General features: G+C 72.7%; 23 protein-coding genes, 6 tRNA genes and 1 riboswitch. Of the genes, 13 read left to right on the forward strand and 16 right to left on the reverse strand.

From position 1 onward, the window contains the following. Window positions 1–105 precede the first annotated feature (105 nt). Complete coding sequence (locus BV907_RS04730; protein ID WP_077488572.1) at window positions 106–750, forward strand: TIGR03085 family metal-binding protein; 645 nt, start codon at window positions 106–108, stop codon at window positions 748–750. A 183-nt stretch (window positions 751–933) separates the two neighbouring features. Here the strand turns inward: BV907_RS04730 and hisF are convergent, their stop codons facing one another. The 14 genes from hisF to BV907_RS04800 all read right to left on the reverse strand — a co-directional run bounded on the left by hisF (window position 934) and on the right by BV907_RS04800 (window position 12,043). Beyond that, entirely contained in the window at window positions 934–1,707 is a 774-nt protein-coding gene (gene hisF, locus BV907_RS04735; RefSeq protein WP_077488573.1) for an imidazole glycerol phosphate synthase subunit HisF, read from the reverse strand. Between the two features lie 11 nt (window positions 1,708–1,718). After that, entirely contained in the window at window positions 1,719–2,579 is an 861-nt protein-coding gene (gene hisG / locus BV907_RS04740; protein WP_077488574.1) for an ATP phosphoribosyltransferase, read from the reverse strand. Between the two features lie 82 nt (window positions 2,580–2,661). After that, window positions 2,662–2,925: a phosphoribosyl-ATP diphosphatase gene (locus BV907_RS04745; RefSeq protein WP_077488575.1), complete on the reverse strand. Its 264-nt coding sequence runs from the start codon at window positions 2,923–2,925 to the stop codon at window positions 2,662–2,664. Between the two features lie 111 nt (window positions 2,926–3,036). Continuing rightward, complete coding sequence (gene ribH / locus BV907_RS04750; RefSeq protein WP_077488576.1) at window positions 3,037–3,510, reverse strand: 6,7-dimethyl-8-ribityllumazine synthase; 474 nt, start codon at window positions 3,508–3,510, stop codon at window positions 3,037–3,039. Between the two features lie 82 nt (window positions 3,511–3,592). Continuing rightward, window positions 3,593–4,264: a GTP cyclohydrolase II gene (gene ribA / locus BV907_RS04755; protein ID WP_077488577.1), complete on the reverse strand. Its 672-nt coding sequence runs from the start codon at window positions 4,262–4,264 to the stop codon at window positions 3,593–3,595. Beyond that, window positions 4,261–4,911 carry a 3,4-dihydroxy-2-butanone-4-phosphate synthase gene (gene ribB / locus BV907_RS04760; RefSeq protein WP_077488578.1) on the reverse strand — a complete coding sequence of 217 codons (651 nt, stop codon included), beginning with the start codon at window positions 4,909–4,911 and terminating at the stop codon, window positions 4,261–4,263. The genes ribA and ribB overlap by 4 nt, the downstream gene beginning before the upstream one ends. Continuing rightward, entirely contained in the window at window positions 4,908–5,531 is a 624-nt protein-coding gene (locus BV907_RS04765; RefSeq protein ID WP_077488579.1) for a riboflavin synthase, read from the reverse strand. The genes ribB and BV907_RS04765 overlap by 4 nt, the downstream gene beginning before the upstream one ends. Then, on the reverse strand, window positions 5,531–6,652 hold the full coding sequence (ribD, locus tag BV907_RS04770; RefSeq protein WP_077488580.1) for a bifunctional diaminohydroxyphosphoribosylaminopyrimidine deaminase/5-amino-6-(5-phosphoribosylamino)uracil reductase RibD: 1,122 nt from the start codon (window positions 6,650–6,652) through the stop codon (window positions 5,531–5,533). The genes BV907_RS04765 and ribD overlap by 1 nt, the downstream gene beginning before the upstream one ends. An 80-nt stretch (window positions 6,653–6,732) precedes the next feature. Continuing rightward, window positions 6,733–6,874: riboswitch (FMN riboswitch) on the reverse strand. A gap of 154 nt (window positions 6,875–7,028) precedes the next feature. Then, a complete protein-coding gene (gene rpe, locus BV907_RS04775) occupies window positions 7,029–7,721 on the reverse strand; it encodes a ribulose-phosphate 3-epimerase (protein WP_077488581.1) in 693 nt (230 codons plus the stop codon). After that, window positions 7,722–9,302, reverse strand: coding sequence for an RsmB/NOP family class I SAM-dependent RNA methyltransferase (locus tag BV907_RS04780; RefSeq protein WP_077488582.1), 1,581 nt, complete (start codon window positions 9,300–9,302; stop codon window positions 7,722–7,724). After that, entirely contained in the window at window positions 9,299–10,219 is a 921-nt protein-coding gene (gene fmt / locus BV907_RS04785) for a methionyl-tRNA formyltransferase (protein ID WP_077488583.1), read from the reverse strand. Before fmt ends, BV907_RS04780 begins: the two co-directional genes overlap by 4 nt. Beyond that, window positions 10,216–10,779, reverse strand: a complete 564-nt coding sequence (gene def / locus BV907_RS04790; protein ID WP_077488584.1) for a peptide deformylase — start codon at window positions 10,777–10,779, stop codon at window positions 10,216–10,218. Before def ends, fmt begins: the two co-directional genes overlap by 4 nt. Before the next feature lie 163 nt (window positions 10,780–10,942). Then, window positions 10,943–11,842: a cytochrome gene (locus tag BV907_RS04795; RefSeq protein ID WP_077488585.1), complete on the reverse strand. Its 900-nt coding sequence runs from the start codon at window positions 11,840–11,842 to the stop codon at window positions 10,943–10,945. A gap of 129 nt (window positions 11,843–11,971) precedes the next feature. Beyond that, window positions 11,972–12,043: transfer RNA gene (locus BV907_RS04800), tRNA-Val, on the reverse strand. Between the two features lie 332 nt (window positions 12,044–12,375). Here BV907_RS04800 and BV907_RS04805 point away from each other — a divergent pair. From BV907_RS04805 to BV907_RS04825, 5 genes are all read left to right on the forward strand, one after another. Continuing rightward, window positions 12,376–12,448, forward strand: a tRNA-Gly gene (locus BV907_RS04805). 41 nt (window positions 12,449–12,489) lie between these two features. Further along, a tRNA-Cys gene (locus tag BV907_RS04810) sits at window positions 12,490–12,560 on the forward strand. A 33-nt stretch (window positions 12,561–12,593) separates the two neighbouring features. Continuing rightward, window positions 12,594–12,665 (forward strand) — tRNA-Val (locus BV907_RS04815). A 23-nt stretch (window positions 12,666–12,688) separates the two neighbouring features. Continuing rightward, window positions 12,689–12,761, forward strand: a tRNA-Gly gene (locus tag BV907_RS04820). Window positions 12,762–12,806: 45 nt separating this feature from the next. Continuing rightward, window positions 12,807–12,878, forward strand: a tRNA-Val gene (locus BV907_RS04825). A 315-nt stretch (window positions 12,879–13,193) separates the two neighbouring features. On the opposite strand, the gene zapE is transcribed toward BV907_RS04825, so the two are convergent. Next, window positions 13,194–14,231, reverse strand: coding sequence for a cell division protein ZapE (zapE, locus tag BV907_RS04830; protein WP_077488586.1), 1,038 nt, complete (start codon window positions 14,229–14,231; stop codon window positions 13,194–13,196). A gap of 189 nt (window positions 14,232–14,420) precedes the next feature. On the opposite strand from zapE, the gene BV907_RS04835 reads away from it, so the two are divergent. From BV907_RS04835 to ybaK, 3 genes are all read left to right on the forward strand, one after another. Further along, a complete protein-coding gene (locus tag BV907_RS04835) occupies window positions 14,421–15,344 on the forward strand; it encodes a sulfurtransferase (RefSeq protein WP_077488665.1) in 924 nt (307 codons plus the stop codon). A gap of 267 nt (window positions 15,345–15,611) precedes the next feature. Beyond that, window positions 15,612–16,085: a SufE family protein gene (locus BV907_RS04840; RefSeq protein WP_077488587.1), complete on the forward strand. Its 474-nt coding sequence runs from the start codon at window positions 15,612–15,614 to the stop codon at window positions 16,083–16,085. Window position 16,086: 1 nt separating this feature from the next. After that, window positions 16,087–16,593: a Cys-tRNA(Pro) deacylase gene (gene ybaK, locus BV907_RS04845; protein ID WP_077488588.1), complete on the forward strand. Its 507-nt coding sequence runs from the start codon at window positions 16,087–16,089 to the stop codon at window positions 16,591–16,593. Between the two features lie 34 nt (window positions 16,594–16,627). Here ybaK and BV907_RS04850 read toward each other — a convergent pair whose 3' ends face one another. Then, window positions 16,628–17,902, reverse strand: a complete 1,275-nt coding sequence (locus BV907_RS04850; RefSeq protein ID WP_077488589.1) for an alpha/beta hydrolase family protein — start codon at window positions 17,900–17,902, stop codon at window positions 16,628–16,630. Window positions 17,903–18,007: 105 nt separating this feature from the next. Between BV907_RS04850 and BV907_RS04855 the strand changes: the two genes are divergently transcribed. From BV907_RS04855 to BV907_RS04870, 4 genes are all read left to right on the forward strand, one after another. Beyond that, window positions 18,008–18,499 (forward strand): hypothetical protein, encoded by a 492-nt coding sequence (locus tag BV907_RS04855; RefSeq protein ID WP_077488590.1) that lies wholly within the window; start codon window positions 18,008–18,010, stop codon window positions 18,497–18,499. A 14-nt stretch (window positions 18,500–18,513) separates the two neighbouring features. Continuing rightward, a complete protein-coding gene (gene msrB, locus BV907_RS04860) occupies window positions 18,514–18,954 on the forward strand; it encodes a peptide-methionine (R)-S-oxide reductase MsrB (RefSeq protein ID WP_077488591.1) in 441 nt (146 codons plus the stop codon). Between the two features lie 222 nt (window positions 18,955–19,176). Continuing rightward, window positions 19,177–20,583: a DUF6421 family protein gene (locus BV907_RS04865; protein ID WP_077488592.1), complete on the forward strand. Its 1,407-nt coding sequence runs from the start codon at window positions 19,177–19,179 to the stop codon at window positions 20,581–20,583. Then, entirely contained in the window at window positions 20,580–21,401 is an 822-nt protein-coding gene (locus tag BV907_RS04870; RefSeq protein WP_077488593.1) for an SDR family oxidoreductase, read from the forward strand. Before BV907_RS04865 ends, BV907_RS04870 begins: the two co-directional genes overlap by 4 nt. Window positions 21,402–21,453: the final 52 nt, after the last annotated feature.

Raw genomic sequence — 21,453 nt, forward strand, 5'->3', positions numbered from 1 at the left:
GAACCGGCTCCCGCACCGTCGTCGGCGCCCCTCCCCGGCGGCAGCTGGGCCGGGGCCCGGAGGCCTGCCTGCGCGGGGCCGTGCCGCGTGCTAGGTTCGCTAGTGATGCATTTCGTAGACCTGTCGCGCGAAGTCCTGGCCGAGACGCTGCTGGCGGCCGGCCCCGACGCGCCCACGCTCTGCGAGGGGTGGCGGACGCGGCACCTCGCCGCCCACCTGTACCTGCGCGAGCGCAGCCCACGCGTCGGCCTCGGCATCGTGCTCAAGCGCCTCCGGGGTGCCTCGGACCGTGCCGTGGCGCGGCTCGCCGCGACGCACGCCTCGCCGGAGCGCTACGCCGAGCTCGTCGGGTCGTTCCGGTCCGGGCCGCCGGCCCTCTCTCCCCTGCGCATCCCCGCCGTCGACGAGACGGCGAACCTGGCCGAGTACTTCGTCCACACCGAGGACGTGCGCCGCGCGGTGGACCGCTGGGCGCCCCGCGCCCTCGACGCCGCGTACGCCTCCGCGCTGTGGGACGAGGTCCTCAAGCGCGCCGCGCTCCTGTACCGGGGCGTGGACCTGGGCGTCGTGCTCGTCAACAGCTCCGGGCCCCGGCACGTGGCGAAGCGGGCTCCCGTCTCGGTCGCGATCGTCGGGGAGCCGGGCGAGCTCCTCCTGCATGCCTACGGGCGCACCGCGCAGGCGCTCGTGACCTACGAGGGCCAGCCGGACGCCGTCGCCCTCCTCGCCAGCGCCGACATCGGCGAGTGACCCTATCCGCGACCGTAGCCTTTCGGGTACGTATCTCGACGCGGATCCGGCGTTTCGGGTGCACAGACAGCGCCCTCGCCTGTACCCGGAATCCGCAGAGGGCGACGAGATGCGTACTAGGAACGGGCTGGCGACTCAGGGGCGCCACCGCGCCGTGGGAGTGGGGGTAGACCCCTCTTCCCGCTAGCGGACCGGGAAGCCGGCGTCGCGGATCGCGGCCTTGACCTGGGCGATCATGTCGTCCGGGCCGAAGTGGAACATCGACGCGGCCAGGACGGCGTCCGCGCCGGCCTCGATCGCGGGCGGGAAGTGCTCCGGCACGCCGGCGCCGCCCGAGGCGATGAGCGGGACCGTGACTGCGCCGCGGATGAGCCGGATGAGCTCGAGGTCGAAGCCCTCCTTCGTCCCGTCCGCGTCGATCGAGTTCAGCAGGATCTCCCCGACCCCGCGGTCAGCGGCCTCCTTCGCCCACGCGACCGCGTCGATGCCCGTCCCGCGGCGCCCGCCGTGCGTCGTGACCTCGAAGCCTGACGGGGTCGAGGTGTCCCCCTGGACGCGTCGCGCGTCCACCGAGAGCACGAGGACCTGGGAGCCGAAGTGGCGCGTGATCTCGTCGATGACGTCGGGGCGCGCGATCGCCGCGGTGTTGATCGAAGCCTTGTCCGCGCCCTCGCGCAGCAGGCGGTCGACCTCGGCGACGCCGCGGACGCCTCCGCCGACCGTGAGCGGGATGAAGACCTCCTCGGCGGTGCGCCGCACGACGTCGAACGTCGTCTCCCGCTCGGACGAGGACGCGGTGACGTCGAGGAACGTGAGCTCGTCGGCCCCCGCGGCGTCGTAGCGGTGCGCGAGCGCGACCGGATCCCCGGCGTCGCGCAGGTCCTGGAAGTTCACGCCCTTGACGACGCGGCCGGCGTCGACGTCGAGGCACGGGATGACGCGGACGGCAACAGACATCGTGGGTCCCCTCAGATCCGGCAGGCGTGGATGCTGCTGACCAGGATCGCGCGGGCCCCGAGGTCGTAGAGCTCGTCCATGATGCGGTTGGTCTCGCGCTTGGGCACCATCGAGCGCACGGCGACCCACTCGGAGTCGCGCAGCGGCGACACGGTCGGCGACTCGAGGCCGGGCGTGAGCGCGGCGGCCTGCTCGACGAGGTCCTTGCGGATGTCGTAGTCCATGAGGACGTACTGGCGGGCCACGAGCACGCCCTGGAGGCGGCGGATCAGGACGTCGATCTCGCGCACGGTGCCGTTCGCGGGACCGCCCTCGCCCGAGCGGCCGATCAGCACGGCCTCGGAGCGCAGGATCGGCTCGCCGAAGATCTCCATGCCGGCGGCCTTGAGCGTGTTGCCCGTCTCGACGACGTCAGCGATCGCGTCCGCGACGCCGAGCCGCACCGAGGACTCGACCGCGCCGTCGAGGCGCACGACCCCGGCGTCGATGCCCCGCTGGGCGAGGTAGCCGCGCAGGAGGCCGTCGTAGCTCGTCGCGATGCGCTTGCCCGCGAGGTCATCGACAGCGCCGAAGTGGCCGACCGGCCCGGCGAAGCGGAACGTCGACGCCGCGAAGCCCAGGCCGAGGAGCTCCTCGGCCTCGACCTCGGCGTCGAGCAGGAGGTCGCGGCCCGTGATGCCGACGTCGAGGGTGCCGCGGCCGACGTAGACCGCGATGTCGCGCGGGCGCAGGAAGAAGAACTCGATGTCGTTGTCGGGGTCGATCATGACGAGCTCGCGGCTGTCGCGGCGTTGGCGGTAGCCCGCCTCGGACAGCATCGACGAGGCGGCTTCGGACAGGGATCCCTTGTTGGGGACGGCTACACGGAGCATGGAGGGGCTTTCTGATGCGGGAGGGGTCGGGGCGGCACGGGCCGCGGTCAGACGCCGGCTCACAGGGGCCGGCGCGCCGCGGCTACAGATGACGGTAGACGTCCTGCAGCGAGAGCCCCTTGGCCAGCATGAGCACCTGGACGTGGTAGAGCAGCTGCGAGATCTCCTCGGCCGCGGCGTCGTCCGATTCGTACTCGGCGGCCATCCAGACCTCGGCGGCCTCTTCGACGATCTTCTTGCCGATGCCGTGCACTCCGGACTCCAGTTCGGCGACGGTGCGCGATCCGGCCGGGCGCTTCTCGGCCTTCTCGCTGAGCTCGGCGAACAGTGTCTCGAAATCCTTCACGCGCCCAAGCCTACTGGAGCGCGGAGGGCCGCCCGCACACGGGGCCGTGTGTGACCGGCGGCCTGTGAGGCACCCCACAGGCCGCCGGGTGGTCGGTCAACGTCGAGGCAGTCAGAGCGAGCGGAGCGTCTGCGCCGTGAGCAAGGCGGCGGTGGTCGCCTCGTGCCCCTTGTCCTCCGCCGAGCCGGGCAGGCCGGCCCGGTCGATCCCCTGCTGCTCGGTGTCGCACGTGAGCACGCCGAACCCGACGGGGACGCCCGAACGAACGCTCACATCCGTGAGGCCGACCGTCGCTGCCTCACACACGTACTCGAAGTGCGGCGTGCCGCCGCGGATGACGACGCCGAGCGCGACGACGGCGTCGTGCGTCCCGGCGAGCTTCCCGGCGGCGACAGGGAGCTCGAAGGTGCCCGGCACCCGCACGACGGTCGGCTCGGCGATGCCCGCCTCCTTCGCGGCGCGCAGGGCCCCGTCGAGGAGGCCGTCCATGATCTGGGTGTGCCAGCTGGCCGCGACGATCGCGAGCCGCAGCGTCGCGAGGTCCGGGTTGTCGAGTGTCAGGGTGGGTGCGCCGTGTCCGCTCACGTGGTGGTCTCTTCCTTGTCTGCAGGTGGTCGGTGGGGGGGTCATGCCTGGGCCCGGGCAGGGCCGGCGGGAGGGGCCTGGGTCACTCGCCCTCGGCGACGGCGCGCGCGGCGGCGGCCTCGATGCCGAGGGTGAGGCGGTGGTCCATCCGCTCCTTCTTGGTCTGGAGGTAGCGGATGTTCTCGACGCGCGAGGGCACTTCGGTCGGGACCATGGCGACGATCTCGACGCCGGCGTCGGCCAGGCGGTGCTGCTTGTCGGGGTTGTTGCTCAGGAGCCGGATGCGGGTCAGGCCCATCTCGACGAGGATCTGCGCGGCCGCCCGGTAGGAGCGCGCGTCGACGGGCAGGCCGAGCTGCTCGTTGGCCTCGACCGTGTCGAAGCCGGCCTCCTGGAGGGAGTACGCCTTGATCTTGTTCGCGAGGCCGATGCCGCGCCCCTCCTGCCCGCGCAGGTACAGGAGGGTCCCGCCCTGCTCGCGGATCAGGCCCAGGGCATAGGCCAGCTGTTCTCCGCAGTCGCAGCGGTACGAGCCGAAGATGTCGCCCGTGAGGCACTCCGAGTGGAGCCGCACGAGGGGCGCGAGGCCATCGGCCGGCGCGTCCGGCGCGCTGACGGCGAAGTGCTCGACCCCCGTCTCCTCGTCGGTCCAGGCTTGGGCGACGAACTCGCCGAACGCCGTGGGGAGCTTCACGACCGGGCCGCCGCTGACGGGGTGGGGGCGGTGGTGGCCGTGTGCTGGCCGGTGCGTCATCGAACTCCTCCTTGAGCGCCGCTCTGCGCGGCGACGTAGGCCGAGAGGTCCTCGATCGAGATGAGCGGGCAGCCGTGCTCGTCCGCGAATTCTCGCAGGGCCGGGAGCCGCATCATCTCGCCGTCGTCGTGGACCACCTCGGCGATCACGCCCACGGGCGCGAGGCCGGCGAGGCGGCACAGCTCGACGGCCGCCTCCGTGTGGCCCGGGCGGGCCAGCACACCACCGTCAACCGCGCGCAGCGGGAAGATATGCCCCGGCCGGCTGAAGTCCGCGGCGGTCGAGGACGCGGACGCCAGCGCGGCGACAGTCCGCGACCGGGCGGTCGCGCTGATGCCAGTGCCCGTGCCGATGAGGTCGCACGAGACCGTGTAGGCCGTGCCCTTGGCGTCCTGGTTGTCCGCGACCATGGGCGGCAGCGCGAGCCTCTCGGCCGTCGCGCCGTCCATGGGGACGCACACGACGCCCGAGCTGTGCCGGATCGTCCAGCCCATGAGCGCCGGGGTCGAGTGCTGGGCCGCGAAGATGATGTCGCCCTCGTTCTCGCGGTTCTCGTCGTCGACGACGAGGACGGGACGGCCGGCCTGGAAGGCATCGATGGCGGCGCTGACGGGCTCGAGGCGGATGGCCTGTGCGGGGGCGGTCACAGCGCGACCCCCTCGCGGGAGAAGGAGAGGAGCCGCGCGGTGTACTTCGCGAGGACGTCGACCTCGAGGTTGACGGCGCCGCCGAGCTCCTTGGCGCCGAGGCCCGTCTCTGCGAGCGTCGCGGGGATGAGCCCGACCTCGAACCACGGCCCGGCCTCCCCGGCCGGGCTCACCGCGGTGACGGTGAGCGAGACGCCGTCGACCGCGATCGAGCCCTTCTCCGCGATGTACGGGGCGAGCGCCGGCGGGACGGAGAACCTGAGGCGGTGCCAGTTCTCGAGCGGCTCGCGCTCGACGAGCGTCCCGACGCCGTCGACGTGGCCTTGGACGACGTGCCCGTCGAGGCGGCCGCCGGCGGGGACGCAGCGCTCGAGGTTGACCGTGTCGCCCGCGGCGAGGCGGCCGATGGTCGTGCGGTCGAGGGACTCCCCCATGACGTCCACGGTGACGTGCTGCCCGTCGTTCTCGACCGCCGTGAGGCAGCAGCCGTCGACGGCGAGGGACCCGCCGAGGGGCAGGTCGCGTGCGAGCGTGGGCACGCTGAGCGTGATGACGGCGCTCCGGCCGGTGCTGTGGACAGCCTCGACCGTGCCGCGCTCGGCGATGATTCCGGTGAACATCAGTGGATCTCCTCAGGGGCAATGCTGGCGGTGCGGGCGGCGCTGGCCGCGGGTTTGAACGTCAGGCGCACGTCGGCGCCGAGGCGGCGCACGGCGCCGCCGTTGGCCTCGTCCCAGTCCCAGTGCTGGGCGTCGGCGAGGGTGCGGATGCCGAGGTCGGCGACGGCGGAGCGGCCGGAGCCGAGCAGGATCGGCGCCTGGTAGACGATGAGCTCGTCGACGAGTCCGGCGGCGAGGAACGCGCCGATGACGCGGGATCCTCCCTCGACCATGAGGTGCCGGACGCCGCGCGCGAACAGGGCCGCGAGGACCTCGGCCGGGTCCTGGGTGCGCTCGTGGTGGAAGAGCCCGTCACCGCCGCGCACGGCGGCGTCCGCTGGGACGTCGCGCAGGCCCATGACGACGCGCAGGGGCTGGTGCGGCGCGAGCGACCCGTCCGGCGCACGGGCCGTGAGCCGCGGGTCGTCAACGGCCACGGTCTGGCTCCCGACGAGGATCGCGTCGACGCGGGAACGCAGTGCGTGGTTGTCCTCGAGCGAGGCGGGGCACGTGATCCACTGACTCGTGCCGTCCTCGGCGGCGATGCGGCTGTCGAGGGTCTGGGCGATGTGGACGGTCACGTAGGGGCGGCCGGCGCCGACCGCTTCGAGCCACCGGCGGTTGAGCTCGGTCGCCTCCTCGGACAGGAGCCCGCTCTCGACGGCGACCCCGCCGGCCCGCAGCGTCGCGGCGCCGCCCGAGGCGGCGTCGTGCGGGTCGTCGATCGCGTAGACCACGCGGGCGATCCCGGTCGCGACGATCGCGTGCGCGCAGGACGGCGTGCGCCCCACGTGGTTGCACGGCTCGAGGGTGACGTACATCGTCGCCCCTTCGAGGTCGACGCCGTCCCTTGAGGCCGCCGCGAGGGCGTCCGCCTCCGCGTGGGGGCTCCCGGCGCCACGGTGCCAGCCCGTCGCCAGGACGCGCCCGTCGGAGGCGACGACGACGGCTCCGACGAGGGGGTTCGCGCCCCGCGGACCGCGGGTCGCGAGGTTGAGGGCCTCGGCCATGTGCGCCGAGTCAGATGCTGTCCATGCGGGCGGCTGTGCGCGCACGGGTGAGAGCCACTGCAGCGAATCCATCGCACTCTTCCTTTCCGCTCTGCAGCGGCTCCGGGGTTGCGACAGATGGGGCGCGCCCCCTCGGGGCGCACCACAGGCTGCACGTGCTTCTCCCATCCAGACTTTGACTGTCGGTACCGGAATTCCACCGGTTCAACCGTCGGCCGCGCTCTCATCGAGCGTTGCCTCAGGGTCGCGGACTATCACCGCCGGTTCGGACTTTCACCGACCCCGGAGCACGTTTACTTGGTACTGGCTTCTCAGGTGCCCGCTTGTCGCCGGGTCAACCGATAGGCCACTGACATTGTGGCACAACACGCAGGGTGCTCATGCCATTCCCGTCACGCACCGCCATGAAGAGCGGCCATGACGGCGCAGCCGGCGGCGACCCGGGCGTTCAGCCCGCCGTGGACCGGGCGCCGGCCGACTGCCCGCCCGCTTCCTGGGCGCTCGCCCGCAGGCGGGCGATGGCCTCGCCCGGGTCGGCGGCCCCGTAGACGGCCGAGCCGGCGACGAAGACGTCGGCCCCCGCCTCGGCGGCGCGGGCGATCGTCGAGTCCGAGATCCCGCCGTCGACCTGGATCGCGACGGACGCCCCGCTGCCCTCGACGGCGGCGCGGGCGCGGCGGATCTTGGGCAGGGTCAGGTCGAGGAACGCCTGGCCGCCGAAGCCGGGCTCGACGGTCATGATGAGGAGCATGTCGAGCTCGGTGAGCATGTCGAGGTAGGGCTCGACGGGCGTGGCCGGACGCAGCGCCATGCCCGCCTTCGAGCCGCGGGCCCGGAGCTCGCGGGCGAGCTTGATCGGCGCCGTGGCCGCCTCGGCGTGGAAGGTGACGGACGCGATCCCAAGGTCCGCGTACAGCGGAGCCCAGCGGTCGGCGTCGGCGATCATGAGGTGCGCGTCGACCGGGACCGGGCTCACCGCCTGGATCCGCTCGACGACGGGGAGCCCGAGGGTGAGGTTGGGCACGAAGTGGTTGTCCATGACGTCGACGTGCACGGCGTCGGCGGCCGAGATCCGGGCGAGCTCGGCCTCGAGGTTGACGAAGTCCGCGGACAGGATGCTCGGGTGGATGCAGGGGCTCACTCAGTCCTCTTTCTCGGGCGCGGGCAGCTTGCGAAACAGGGCCAGGAACATGGCATCCGTCCCGTGCACGTGGGGCCACAGCTGCGCGGTTTCGCCGTGGCCTGCTCCGAGGGGGCGGAGCGCGACGGCGTCGAGGGCGGCGCCGGCATCGAGCGGCTCGATGTCGGCGCGGCGGCGGAGCGCGTCGTCGACGACCGTCGTCGTCTCGGCGGGGTGCGGCGAGCACGTCACGTAGCCCACGACGCCGCCGGGCGCCGTCGCGTCGATCGCGGCGTCGAGGAGGGAGCGCTGGAGCGGGCCGAGCTCGGCGAGGTCCGACGGCGTGCGGCGCCACCGGGACTCGGGGCGGCGGCGCAGGGCGCCGAGGCCCGTGCAGGGGACGTCGACGATGACGCGGTCGAACTGGCCCGGGAACTCGCGCCCGGCGTCGCGGCCGTCGCCCGTCCGCACCTCCCACACGCCCTCGGGGACGGGCCGCAGGGCCTGGCGGACGAGGTCCGCCCGGTGCGGCGCGGCCTCGTTGGCGAGCAGGGTCGCGCCGCGCTGCGCGGCCATGGCACCCAGGAGGGCCGCCTTGCCACCGGGCCCCGCGCACAGGTCGAGCCACCGCTCGGGCGAGCCGGCGCCGTCGTGCGGGCCGACAGCCACGCCCGCCACGGCCCGGGCGACGAGCTGGGAGCCGACGTCCTGGACGCGGACGGTGCCCTCGCGCACGGCCGACCATCGGCCGAGGTCGCCGCCGCCCGAGAGCGCCGAGCCCTCGACGAGCTCCCCCGGCTCGGCGCCGGCCTCGAGGGCGTCCTCGAGCGAGCCGAGGCCGGGAAGGGCCACGAGGTTGACCACAGGGGCCGCGTTGTCCGCGTCGAGCAGCTCGCCGATCTCGCCCGCGGGGCGGCCGTGGGCGACGAGGGACTGGCGCATGGCCCTGACGATCCATGCCGGGTGGGCGTGCCGGATGGCATCGCGTTCGGTCTCGTCCGCCGCGCCGGCGGTGAGCTCGTCCAGCCAGTCGTCGAGCCCACGCTCGCTCACGCGGCGCAGGACGGCGTTGACGAGCGACGAGGGGCCCGCGCCGACGACGGCGCGCGTGAGGCCGACGGTCTCGTCCAGGGCCGCGTGGGCGGGGACGCGCATCGAGAGGAGCTGGTACGCGCCGAGGCGCAGGACGTCGAGGACGGCCGGGTCGAGCGCCTCGAGCGGCCGGTCGACGCAGCGGGCCAGGACGGCGTCGAGCGTGCCGGTGCTGCGGAGCGCGCCATAGGCGAGCTCGGTCGCGAACCCCGCATCGCGGCGGTCGAGCCTGTGGTGGCGGATCCGGGCCGGGAGCACGAGGTTGGCGTAGGCGTCCTCGCCCGAGACGGCGCGGAGCACCTCGAACGCGACGAGGCGTGCAGGGTCGGCGCGGCGTGTGCGCTCCGAGGGGGCCATACGGCTCCGCTGGCGGGGGCCCTCTCCCCTGTTGCGCTCGCGTCCCTTCGCGTCCCGGCGGGGCGCGCCGCCCTGGCCGCCCCGGCCTGCGCCGCCCTGCCTTCGGCCGCCCTGGCCGCCCTGGCCCGAGCTGTCGCTGCCGCGCTCGCTCATCCGAGCACCTTCCCCTCGACGTCTCCCGCGCCGCGCGCCCAGTCGGCGGCGGCCATCATCTTCTTCCCCGCGGGCTGGAGCCGCACGAGCTCGAGCGCGTGGGTACCCGTGCCGACGAGGACGCTCGTGCCGTCCCACGCGAGCCGGCCGGGTGCGAGCCCCTCGACGTCCGGCCGCAGCCGGGGCGGGGCCAGCTTGAGCCGCTGCCCGTCGAGGAGCGTCCACGCCCCCGGCTCCGGTGTGACGCCCCGGGCGCGACGGTGCAGGGCGACGGCGGGCTGGGCCCAGTCGAGCCTGCCGTCCTCGAGCGTGAGCTTGGGGGCGAGCGTGGCCGGCCCGGACTGCGGAAGCGGCTCGAGCCGGCCCTCCGCGATGCCGCCGAGCGTCTGGACGAGGAGCTCGGCGCCGCTCACCGCGAGCTCGTCGAGGAGCTCGCCGCTCGTTGCCTCGGGACCCGGCGTCACGGCGAGGGTCCCGTACACCGGTCCCGTGTCGAGGCCCTCCTCGAGGCGGAACGTCGAGGCGCCCACGACGTCGTCGCCGTGGATGACCGAGTGCTGGAGCGGCGCGGCACCGCGCCACGCGGGCAGGAGGGAGAAGTGCAGGTTGACCCAGCCGTGCCGGGGCACATCGAGCGCGGCGGGCGGGACGAGGCCTCCATAGGCGACGATCGCGGCGACGTCCGGCTCCCACGCGGCCAGCTGCTCCGTCACCTCGGAACCGATGCGGCTGGCCTTGACGGTGGGCAGCCCGAGCTCGGCGGCGCGGGCCGCGACGGGCGACGGGGTGAGCACCCGCTTGCGGCCGAACGGCGCATCCGGGCGGGTCAGCACGCCGACGACCTCGTGACCGGCCGCGACGATGCGGTCGAGGGAGGGAACGGCCACGGCCGGGGTCCCGGCGAAGAGGACCCTCATGCGCGACGGCCCGTGCCGAAGCTCGAGCCGACGTGCTGCGCACGCTGCGCCACGGTCGAGCCGGCGACGCTGCGGTAGTCGATCGCCCGGATCGCGCGCAGGGCCGCCTTGCGGTCCTCGCCCTCGAGGCGGTCGGGGAAGAGGATCCCGTCGAGGTGGTCGGTCTCGTGCTGGACGCACCGCGCGAGGAGGCCCTCGGCGTCGAACGCGACCGGCTGGCCGTCGGCGTCGACGCCCCGCACGGTCGCGGTGCGGCGGCGCCGCACCGCGAAGGCGACGCCGGGGATGCTCAGGCAGCCCTCGACGGCGTCGTCCTGGAAGTCCTCGGAGAGCTCGAGCTCGGGGTTGACGATGTGGCCCCGCTGGCCGTCGACCTGGTAGGTGAAGACGCGCAGCCCCACGCCGACCTGCGGCGCGGCGAGACCGGCGCCGTCGACGTCTTCCATGGTCTCCATCATGTCCGCCACGAGGCGGCGCAGCTCGGGGCCGAAGTCCGTCACGGGATCGGCGACGGTCCGGAGCACGGGGTCGCCGATGATCCTGATGGGCAAGACGGCCATGGGCGCGGGAACCTTTCGTGGTCGCAAGGCGGGTGCCGGCGCGGCGTGCGCGCGGGCGGCGCCCCGGCGGTCGCCGGGGCTGAGGGGCTGTGGACACCAGTCTAGGCGGCGGGCCCATCCACGGCCCACGGCGGTGTGGATCCCGGGATGCCCGCGGGCCTGCTCAGCCGACGGCCTGGGACGGGCCGACGAGGGCGTCCGGGCTCCCGGGCAGAGGCCTCTGCGGCGGGGCGAGGGGCAGGAGTACCCTGCCCGCGCCGGCGGCCTCGACCCTGGCGCCCCACACGCGGCGGAGCTGGCAGAACGTGATCCAGTGGCTCCTGCGGACCTCGGGATTGACCCGCACCGTGGCCGCCTCCGTCTCGCCCACCGCGACGGCGATCAGGAGCGGGTCCTCGCCGTAGGCCCAGGGCTCCCACGTCCCGGCCTCGGGGTCGACGACGCTCTCCTCGGCCTTCATGCCAGCGACAAGCTGCATCGCCACCTTGTCGTCGAGGGGCTTGACACGCCCGTCCCGCGTCGTGCCCTTGGTCTTGTAGTCGATGAGGCAGATGCGGCCGTTGATCCTCGCGACGAGGTCGAGGGTGCCCGCGTAGCCGAGCTCGTGGTTCCACACGGTCAGCTCGGCGGCGAGGGGCTCGACGTCGAAGGACTCCCACCACGTGTCGACGCTCGCCGCGTAGGCCTCCTCGCCGTGCTCGCGCAGTGACTCGCGCGACTCGGCGACCGCGTGGGGCCTGCCGAGGGCCCGCAGGGCGAGCTGCTCGGCGTACGAGTGGACGCGGTCGCCGCGCTCGGCCGCGCTGCGGGCGTAGGCCTCCGACGCGTCCACGGCGGTGCGGACGAGCTGGCGCAGCTGCGCGGGGCGCTCGAGCGCCGCCCGCAGCTCTGGATGGTCGGCGACGTGCTTCGCGGCCATGTAGCTGCGCCACCCGTCGAGATCGAGGGGTTGCTGGGAGATCACCGTCGTGATCGATGGCACGGTGGGCTGCTCGTGGAACGAACGCCGGTACATGCGACCGAAGCCGTCCGGGGAGGCCACCGCGAGTTCCGGGGCTGTCATGGGGTCACCCTTTCATGACGGACCGACAATTCTTGCGCGGGCACGCTGTCCGCGCAGCGCACCCGTCGCCGGCGCCGCGGCGCCCGGAAACGGAAAGACCCCCGGACGCGCGTCCGGGGGTCCAGCAGGTGGGCGATACTGGGTTCGAACCAGTGACCTCTTCGGTGTGAACGAAGCGCGCTACCACTGCGCCAATCGCCCGCGTCGCCATGCCGGCCTCTCGGCCCCTGGCGCTCTACGACTTTAGCCCACATGGGGCCGAGAACCCAAATCACCCAGGCCCATCGCGCGGCGGGTGGAAGCGGCCCAGAGTGGGTGGAAGGAGAACGCGCGCCCGCGCGCGAGGGGGCGCCTCCCGTCCCGCGCCGAGCCGCCCCGGGAAGCCTCGCCGCGCCGTCGGCCGATTTGTGCAAACCCGGGCGGTCCTATAGAGTCTTTACTCGTTGAAGCGCGGCCGAAAGCCGCGGACGACAGACCCGGAAAGCCCACAAGGCAGACAGGGACGTCGACCGCGACCGGAGCGCAGACAGCATGCGGACGTAGCTCAGTTGGTAGAGCACCACCTTGCCAAGGTGGATGTCGCGAGTTCGAGTCTCGTCGTCCGCTCGCAGGACACTGTCGGAAGCATCCATACCGGATGCCAACACGGTGGGGTGGCCGAGAGGCGAGGCAGCGGCCTGCAAAGCCGTATACGCGGGTTCGAATCCCGTCCCCACCTCGGTGGACACCCTGGCTCCCTTGCAGGAGCAGCGGGCGATTGGCGCAGCGGTAGCGCGCTTCCCTGACACGGAAGAGGTCACTGGTTCGATCCCAGTATCGCCCACGGAGGAGCCAAGGCTCCCCCATGCGGACGTAGCTCAGTTGGTAGAGCACCACCTTGCCAAGGTGGATGTCGCGAGTTCGAGTCTCGTCGTCCGCTCTCTTTCTGCTTAAACCCCTTTCTCCGGCTCTGCCGGGGGACTACGGGCGATTGGCGCAGCGGTAGCGCGCTTCCCTGACACGGAAGAGGTCACTGGTTCGATCCCAGTATCGCCCACAGCAAGGCGCCCCCTCGGGGGCGCCTTTTCGCATCTGCGCTACCATCGTTGTCACGAGGGGCGATCTGGCCCCGCGGACTGAAAGGAGGTGGCCGTGTCCTTACCCAACGACATCAAGGGCAAGGCTGAAGCCCATATCGACGGAGCACTCCGGTCTCCGGAGGGAGCCGCCGTGAGAGGCTGATGCCTCCCTGACGTCTGTTGCTGGGTGCCGGTACCGCCGCGAGGCGGGACCGGCACCTTCTGCGTCTGGGCCCTAGACTCCGAAGGTGCCCTCCCCCGACCGCTCGCCTGAGCGCACCCCCGGCCTGCCCTCAGGAGGGCTCGTGCGTCTGCCCCTCGCGCGCGAGCGCGGTCAGGCGGGAGACGGCCCGGAAGTACTTCTTCATGTAGCCGCCGGCCATCATGTCCGAGGTGAACAGCCGGTCGAACGGCACCCCCGACGCCAGGATCGGCACGTCCTTGTCGTAGAGCCGATCGGCGAGCACGACGAAGCGCAGGGCGACGGACTGCTCCTCGATCGTGTGCACGTCGCGCCACACGATCCCGTCGATGCCGTCGATGAGCTGGCGGTAGCGGCTCGGGTGGACTCCCGCGAGGTGCTTCATGAGGTCGGCGAAGTCGTCGACGGCGACGACCCCGCCGTCGAACTCCGCCTTCATCCGGGTGTCGAGCTCGTGCGGCGGCAGCGGCAACGGAGCGGCCGGCAGGCCGCGGTGCCGGTAGTCCTCGCCGTCGATGCGCACGACGTCGAACTGGTCGGCGAGCACCTGGATCTCGCGCTGGAAGTCGACGGCCGCGAAGCGGCCCTCGCCGAGCGCCCCGGGAAGCGTGTTCGACGTCGCCGCGAGCTTGACCCCGGCGTCGGCAAGCTCGCGCATGAGGCGGGACATGAGGACAGTGTCGCCAGGGTCGTCGAGCTCGAACTCGTCGATGCACACGAGCCGGTAGCCGCTGAGCGCCTCGACCGTCTTGCGGAACGAGAGGGCGCCTACGAGGTTCGTGTACTCGACGAAGGTGCCGAACGCCTTCGGGCCGGGGACCGAGTGCCACAGCGAGGCGAGGAGGTGGGTCTTCCCCACGCCGAAGCCCCCGTCGAGGTAGATCCCGGCCCGCGCGGAGTCCTTCTGCCCGAAGAGCTTCGAGAAGAGCCCGCCGCCCTTCCTCGTCCCGACCGTCGTGCCGAAGTGCTGGAGCGCCTTGACGGCGGCGGCTTGGGAGGGCTGCGCAGGGTCCGGGCGGTAGCTCTCGAAGGAGACCTCGCCGAAGCGCGGGGACGGGTGGAAGCCCGAGAGCAGTTCATCGACGGAGACTCTGGGCGTGCGGGTGGTGAGGTGTGCGACAGTCGCCAAGGATTCCGTCCGGTCTATGGGGGTCTTCGGGCCAGAGACAAGGATATCCCGACGGGATGTTGCGCCGCGTGACAGGCACTACGGGGAAGCAGTCCCACACTCGGGCCGCGGTGGCTACTCTGGTGCCGACCACTCAGGAGCGCGGGAATGGACCCGCGCGCCCTGGCTCAGCCGAGCGAAAGGCACACCATGAGCTACCCCGTCGACGGCAGCGAGAAGTTCGCCGCCTATGCCCACCCCGAGCGTCTCGTCTCCACCGAGTGGCTCGCCGAGCAGATCGCCGCGGGCGCGGTGGGCGCTGACGGCGCTGCCCGCCTCGTCGTCGTCGAGTCGGACGAGGACGTGCTCCTGTACGAGACCGGCCACATCCCGGGCGCCGTCAAGATCGACTGGCACACGGACCTGAACGACGAGGTCACCCGCGACTACGTCGACGGCAAGGGCTTCGCGGAGCTGCTCTCGTCCAAGGGCATATCGCGGGACGCGACGGTCGTCATCTATGGCGACAAGTCCAACTGGTGGGCCGCCTACGCCCTCTGGGTCTTCACCCTCTTCGGCCACGAGGACGTCCGGCTGCTCGACGGCGGCCGCGACAAGTGGATCGCCGAGGGCCGCGAGCTCACGACCGAGGTGCCCTCCCCCGAGCGGGCCGAGTACCCCGTCATCGAGCGCAACGACGCCCCGATCCGCGCGTTCAAGGACGATGTCCTTGCCCACCTCGGCAAGCCGCTCATCGACGTGCGCTCCCCCGACGAGTACACGGGCAAGCGCACCCACATGCCCGCCTACCCTGAGGAGGGCGCCCTCCGCGGCGGCCACATCCCGACCGCAGCGTCGATCCCGTGGGCCCGCGCGGCCGCCGAGGACGGCACCTACAGGTCGCGCCAGGAGCTCGAGGACCTGTACCTCGGCGAGGCGGGCCTCACCGAGGGCGACGACGTCGTGGCCTACTGCCGCATCGGCGAGCGCTCCAGCCACACGTGGTTCGCGCTCAAGTACCTGCTGGGCTTCGACACCGTCCGCAACTACGACGGCTCGTGGACCGAGTGGGGCAACGCGGTGCGGGTCCCGATTGTGAAGGGTGAGCAGCGCGGCACCTGGCCGCTGAGCTAGGGCGCGGCGCCTAGTCTCCCATCTTTCGGGTCTCCCACCTTTCGGGTACGTATCTCGCCCCCGATCCTTGACATCGGGTACGACGGCGGCCGGTCACCTCACGCGCGGAGGGGACGGCCGCCGTCGTCCGTGTACCCGGAATGCGAAAAGGGCGACGAGATACGTACCCGAAACCAGGGGGGAGGGGCGCAACCCAGCGTCATACAAGGCCCCACCGACGGCGACCACGCGCCGCCCGGTGGGGCCCTGCGCGTACGCTGGATACTGATGAGCACGAAAACCATGCCCTCCGCGCTGGCGGAGATCGTCGATGACTTCCAGGCCGTGAGCGAGCGCGAGCGGCTCCAGCTGCTGCTCGAGTTCTCCCAGTCGCTGCCCGAGCTGCCCGAGCGGCTCCAGAACCATCCGGAGATGCTCGAGCAGGTCGTCGAGTGCCAGTCGCCCCTCTTCATCGCGATCGAGACTGAGCCCGCCCCTGCGGGCGCGGCCGTCGGCTCGGGCCCCGTCGTACGGCTCTTCTTCTCGGCTCCCGCCGAGGCGCCGACGACGCGCGGGTTCGCCTCGGTCCTGCACGAGGGCCTCGACGGGCTCACGGCGGCGGAGATCCTCGCGGTCCCCGACGACATGCCGGAGGAGCTCGGCCTGACCCGGGCCGTGACGCCGCTGCGGATGCGCGGCATGGCGGCCATGCTCGCGCGCATCAAGCGCAAGGTCTCCGGCGAGTGCCACCTGGGCTCCTGACGTGGCCAGGAAGAGCCGCGGCGGGCCGGGGACACCGGCCACGACGGCTCTCGACGCCGCGGGCGTAGCCTACGCGGCCCGCGCCTACGAGCACGACCCGGCCGCGCACAGCTACGGGCTCGAGGCCGCCGAGGCGCTCGGCGTGGACCCCGCGCGGGTCTTCAAGACGCTCATGGTGGAGGTCGCCGAGGGCACCGGCAGTCGGCTGTGCGTCGCCGTCGTGCCCGTCACAGGGAGCCTCGACCTCAAGGCGGCGGCAGCGGCCTTCGGCGGCAAGAAGGCGACCATGGCGGATCCCGCCGCGGCCGAGCGGCGCACGGGCTACGTCGTCGGCGGCATCTCCCCCCTGGGCCAGCGCCAGCCCTCCCCCACGGCCCTCGACGACTCGGCCCTCGAGCACGGGACCGTCCTCGTCTCGGGCGGCCGGAGGGGCTTCGACATCGAGCTGGCGCCCGCGGACCTCGTCCGGCTGACCGAGGCGGTCGTCGCCCGGATCCGGGCAGACTGACTGTCGCCCGGGCCTCCCGCCACGCGCCGCGGCGTCAGACGACGCCGCCCGCCGCCTGCCGCGGGGCGAGCTGCTCGGCCAGCCACGAGGACACGATGGCCTCCCACCGCTCGCGGTCGCAGTTCCACTCCTTCGTATGCCGGGCCCGGTGGAAGGTCGCGAGCGTGACCATCTCGGGGTTCCGCTTCGCGAGCTCGAGCGAGGGCCCGATCGGCACGAACTCGTCGTCGACGCTGTGCAGGATGAGCGTCGGCGTGCGCAGCTCGACGGCGCGGGTGACCCAGTCCATCGCCTTGAAGTCCAGCGGCGCCGCGAGGCCCGTGAGCCAGCGGCCCCACGGGTGGCCGAGGAGGAACTGCCCGAAGGTGCCGACCCGCGAGGGGATCCGGTTCACGCGGGCCTGGTGCGCGAGCACGTCGACCCAGTCCACGACCGGGGCGTCGAGGACGAGGGCCCGGATGTACTGGCGCAGAGTCGAGAAGTCCGCGGCCCGGAGGCTGATCGCCCCGCCCATGGACCAGCCGAACAGGACAACGTCCTTGGCGCCGTGGTCGAGGGCGTACTGGATGGCCACCTCGACGTCGCGCCACTCGGTCATCCCGAGCCCGTAGCGGCGGTCGGGAGCCGAGGGCGCCTCGCCGTCGTTGCGGTACGAGATGACGAGGCTCGTCAGGCCGAGAGAGTGCGCCACCGGCAGGCCCCGCAGCCCCTCCAGCCGCGAGGCCCCGCGGCCGTGCACCATGATGGCCCACGTCCCGGCCGGCTCCCCGGCGGGGACGAGCCACGCGGGCCCGGGCCCGACGTCGAGCGGCAGGACGACCTCCTCGAACTCGAGCCCGGCATCCCGCGGCGTGCTGTAGACGACGCCGCTCCAGCGCGCACGGACCGCGGTCGTGAGGTCACCGGAATACTCGGCGAGCACGGGACGGGTCACGGTCATGTCGCCGGGCGCGGCGTCCTCGATGGGGCCGAGCCGGGCGTGGCCCGCACCGGCGTGGAAGAAGAGGCTGTACTCGCCGTCGACCCGGGTCTCCGGGGTCGCGCGCAGGATCACCCGCCGCGCGGGCCCAGCCCCCTGGACCGCGAGGATCTCCTGGTTCTCCTCCTTGACCCGGTCCGGGGTGACGATGCGCCGCGCGAAGTAGGTGGCGAGCCCCGAGCTCAGCGCTGCCATGCCGGAGGCGAGGACGAGCGCGGCGCCCGCCCCGCCGAGCGCCCACACGCTGAGCGGAAGCGGCTCTGCGGACGACGGCGGGAAGCCGGCCGGGCTTCTCGGGTGCGGTTGCGCGCGGGGCGCTCGGGTGGCCATGCCCCCATTGTGGCAAGGATTCCCCAGCCGGCGCCCACCCGGGCGCCCGCGCCGGGACGGCGTCGCGGCCTGCCGCTGCCGTGCGCCGGAGGCTAGTCTGAGTGCATGAGCGCGCCGATCCTGATCCTGACCGAAGTCGCCCTCGGACCGAGCGAGCGCAAGGCCGTGCAGGGGCTCCTCGAGGGCGCGAGCGCGCCGCTCGAGGTCCTCGTGCCCGCGGGCCGCAAGCGGCGCCTGATCGTCGACTTCCTCGACCACCTCTCGATGCTCGAGTTCGGCAAGGCCGTCGACGGTCTCACGGACAAGGGCCCGGACCCCGAGGAGGCCCACCTCGCGGCCGAGACCGCGCTGGCCACGTCGATCTCCGCCCTCGAGGGGCTCGGCGACGGCGTGACCGGCACCGTCGTCGAGGGGGACCCGGTGCAGGCCCTCGCCGACCGCGTGGCGGGCTCCGGCGCCGAACAGGCCGTCGTCGTGACCCTCCCGCACGCCATCGAGGACACCTTCCACACGGATTGGGCCAACCAGGCCCAGCGGAAGCTCGGGATCCCGGTCCTGCACCTCTACGCGGGCACGGGATTCATCGGCGATTCCTGATCGTTGGAGGAGGCATGGAGAACACCACGACGGGCGCCGGCCCGGCGCCCCGCCCCACAGTCCGCAAGTCCGACGACGAGTGGCGGACCCAGCTGACTCCCGAGGAGTACCGCGTCCTGCGGCAGGCCGGCACCGAGCGGGCCTTCACGGGCGAGTACTGGGACACGCACACGAAGGGCAGCTACCGCTGCCGCGCGTGCGGCACCGAGCTCTTCACGAGCCGGGAGAAGTTCGACTCGCACTGCGGCTGGCCCTCGTTCTGGGCACCGCTCGCCGAGGACGCCGTCGTCTACCTGCACGACCGCACGCTCGGCATGGACCGCATTGAAGTCCGCTGCGCGACGTGCGACTCGCACCTCGGGCACGTGTTCGAGGGCGAGGGCTACGGGACGCCGACGGACCAGCGGTACTGCATCAACTCGATCTCGCTCACGCTCGTCCCCGACGAGGGCTGACGGCGAAGGCTCTCGGCCACCGGACGCGGAGGGCGGCAAGGGCGGGGCACTGAGGATCAGCGCGGGCCGTTCCGCCGCCCTCTTCTCGGGCTGCGAGCAACAGACTTCCTGACGAATGATGCTTCCGAGCGGCAGCAATGAAGGCCTCTCGCTACGCTCGTGGCAGCAGCGAAACCACGCCGGCCCCGCACCTGCGGCGCCACGATCAGGAAGCGAGTAATCATGTCCGCCACCGCCGTCGCGACCACGAACGCCTCGAACCCCGGCCTCCCCGTCCAGAACGATCCCGCGTGGCTCTCGCTCAAGGCCGCGGCGGTGTCCCTGCGCGCCCTCCAGGCGCACGACGGCGCCCTTGCCGAGGGCGCTGACCGCGGCGAGGCCGGCGCCCTGGTCGCCGCGATCACGGCGGGCATCGAGGCCCTCGCACCGCGCTTCCCGCACGACGCCGAGTACCTCCGCCGCGCCGTCGCCGACTTCCGCGCGTGGGCCGGGGGCGGCTTCGGCGTGCCCGACTTCCTGGACTCCCTCCTCGCCTTCCAGCCGCAGCTGGACCGCGTGGACGGCCGCACGCACCTCGTGGTCTTCCCCATGTACACCCAGAACGGCAGCACGGACCGGCTCGTCGAGGCGGTCCTCGTCGAGGTCATCTGGCCCGAGTTCGTCGCGGAGCTCGAGGCCGGCGACTACAGCAACAGGCTCTTCGTGCCGATCCGCTTCCTCGACTTCACCCCGGGCTACGACACGAACTCGGCGGTGCTCTTCCCCGAGACCGTCGCGATGCGCGAGGTCCCGCACTTCACGTGGGGCGCGATCTTCGCCGACCGGGAGGCCGCGCGCTTCCGCCGCGTGCTCGACGCCGCGGCGCGGGTCACGAACCTCGACCTGCCGGAGGACGCCGCCGCGCTCATCGCGGACCAGCGGCTCACAGAGGAGACCTTCGTCATGTGGGACCTCATCCACGACCGCACCCACATGCGCGGCGACCTGCCCTTCGACCCGTTCATGATCAAGCAGCGCATGCCGTTCTTCCTCTACTCGCTCGAGGAGCTGCGCTGCGACCTGACGGCCTTCCGCGAGTGCGTCAAGCTCGAGCGGGACGAGCACGCGGTGCCCGGGGCCCGGCGGCACGCCAAGCTCGTCCAGTACGCCGTCGTCTTCGACCGGATCTTCCGCTTCGCGATCTCGGGCAGCCGCGTGCGCAACTACGACGGACTCGGGGGCCAGCTGCTCTTCGCCTGGATGCACCAGCACCGCGTCCTGCACTGGACCGATACGAAGCTCACGATCGACTGGGACGAGGTGCCCGCGGTCGTGAGCGCGCTCGGCGACGCGATCGACGAGCTGTACTGGCGTTCCATCGACCGTCCGAAGGTGGCACACTGGCTCGCAGCATACGGGCTCGTCTCCTCGACCGTGACCCCGCACCCCGCCTCCGTGTGGGCCAAGGGCCCCGACGCCCTCCCCCTGACGGGGACGACGCGGGAGATCACGGACACGGTGCTGGACGACGAGTTCCCGCTGTCCATGTTCTTCGAGGCTCTGGAGAAGAAGATGCGCACGGTCATCGGGTCCACGGCAGGAATCACCGGCGAGACGCCGCTCGCGCCGACGCAGGGCGGGGCCGCATGAGCGCCCGCCAGGACGCCGCGGCGCGGCGGGCACGCGGCGCGGAGGGCGCGGTCGTCGTCGTCGCCGGCGCGACCTCGGCCTCGGGCGTGGCGATGGTCCACGCCCTGCGGGCCGCCGGCGCCATCCCGGTCGCCGTCGGCAGCGACGCCGGCCGGCTCGCGGCGGCGTTCGGCGAGAACCCGCTCGAGGGCGCGTCGGCCGTGCCCGCGCTGGCGCAGACCGGCCCCGCGCCCGACGGCGGGGTGCCCCAGCGCGCGTGCGACCTCGCCGACCTCGCGGCCGTCCGCGCGCTCGCGGAGGAGCTGCGCGAGACGTTTGGCGCGGTCGACGGCGTCGTCCACCTCGTGGGCGGGTGGCGCGGCGGCAAGACGCTCGCCGACCAGTCCGACGAGGACTGGGAGGCGCTGTCCCGGACGTCGATCGCGACGCTGCGGAACACGAGCCGTGCCTTCTACGACGACATCGAGGCCTCGCCCCGGGGCAGGTTCGTCATCGTGTCCTCGACGCTCGTCGACCGCCCCCGCGCAGGCTATGCGAACTACGCAGCGGCCAAGGCCGCGGCCGAGGCCTGGGTCCGCGCCATGGCCAGGGGCCTGGCCGCGGACCAGTCCGAGCGCGTGGAGGCGCCGGCCCCCCAGACGAGCGCCGCCGTCGTGTTCGCCGTCAAGGCGCTCCTCGACGAGTCGATGCGCGCCGAGCACCCCGAGCGCCGCTTCGCAGGCTTCACCCACGTCGACGAGCTCGCCGCGCGCACTGTGGCTCTCTTCTCCGAGGACGCCGCGGCGGTGAACGGCGCGCGCCTCGACCTGACCGCGTGAGACCGCTTCCCCGTCAGACCCTACCCCTAGGCAATACTGTGACCGTGACCTC

The sequence above is a fragment of the Sinomonas mesophila genome (assembly GCF_001999765.1).
In the GTDB taxonomy this organism is placed as follows: Bacteria; Actinomycetota; Actinomycetes; order Actinomycetales; family Micrococcaceae; genus Sinomonas; species Sinomonas mesophila.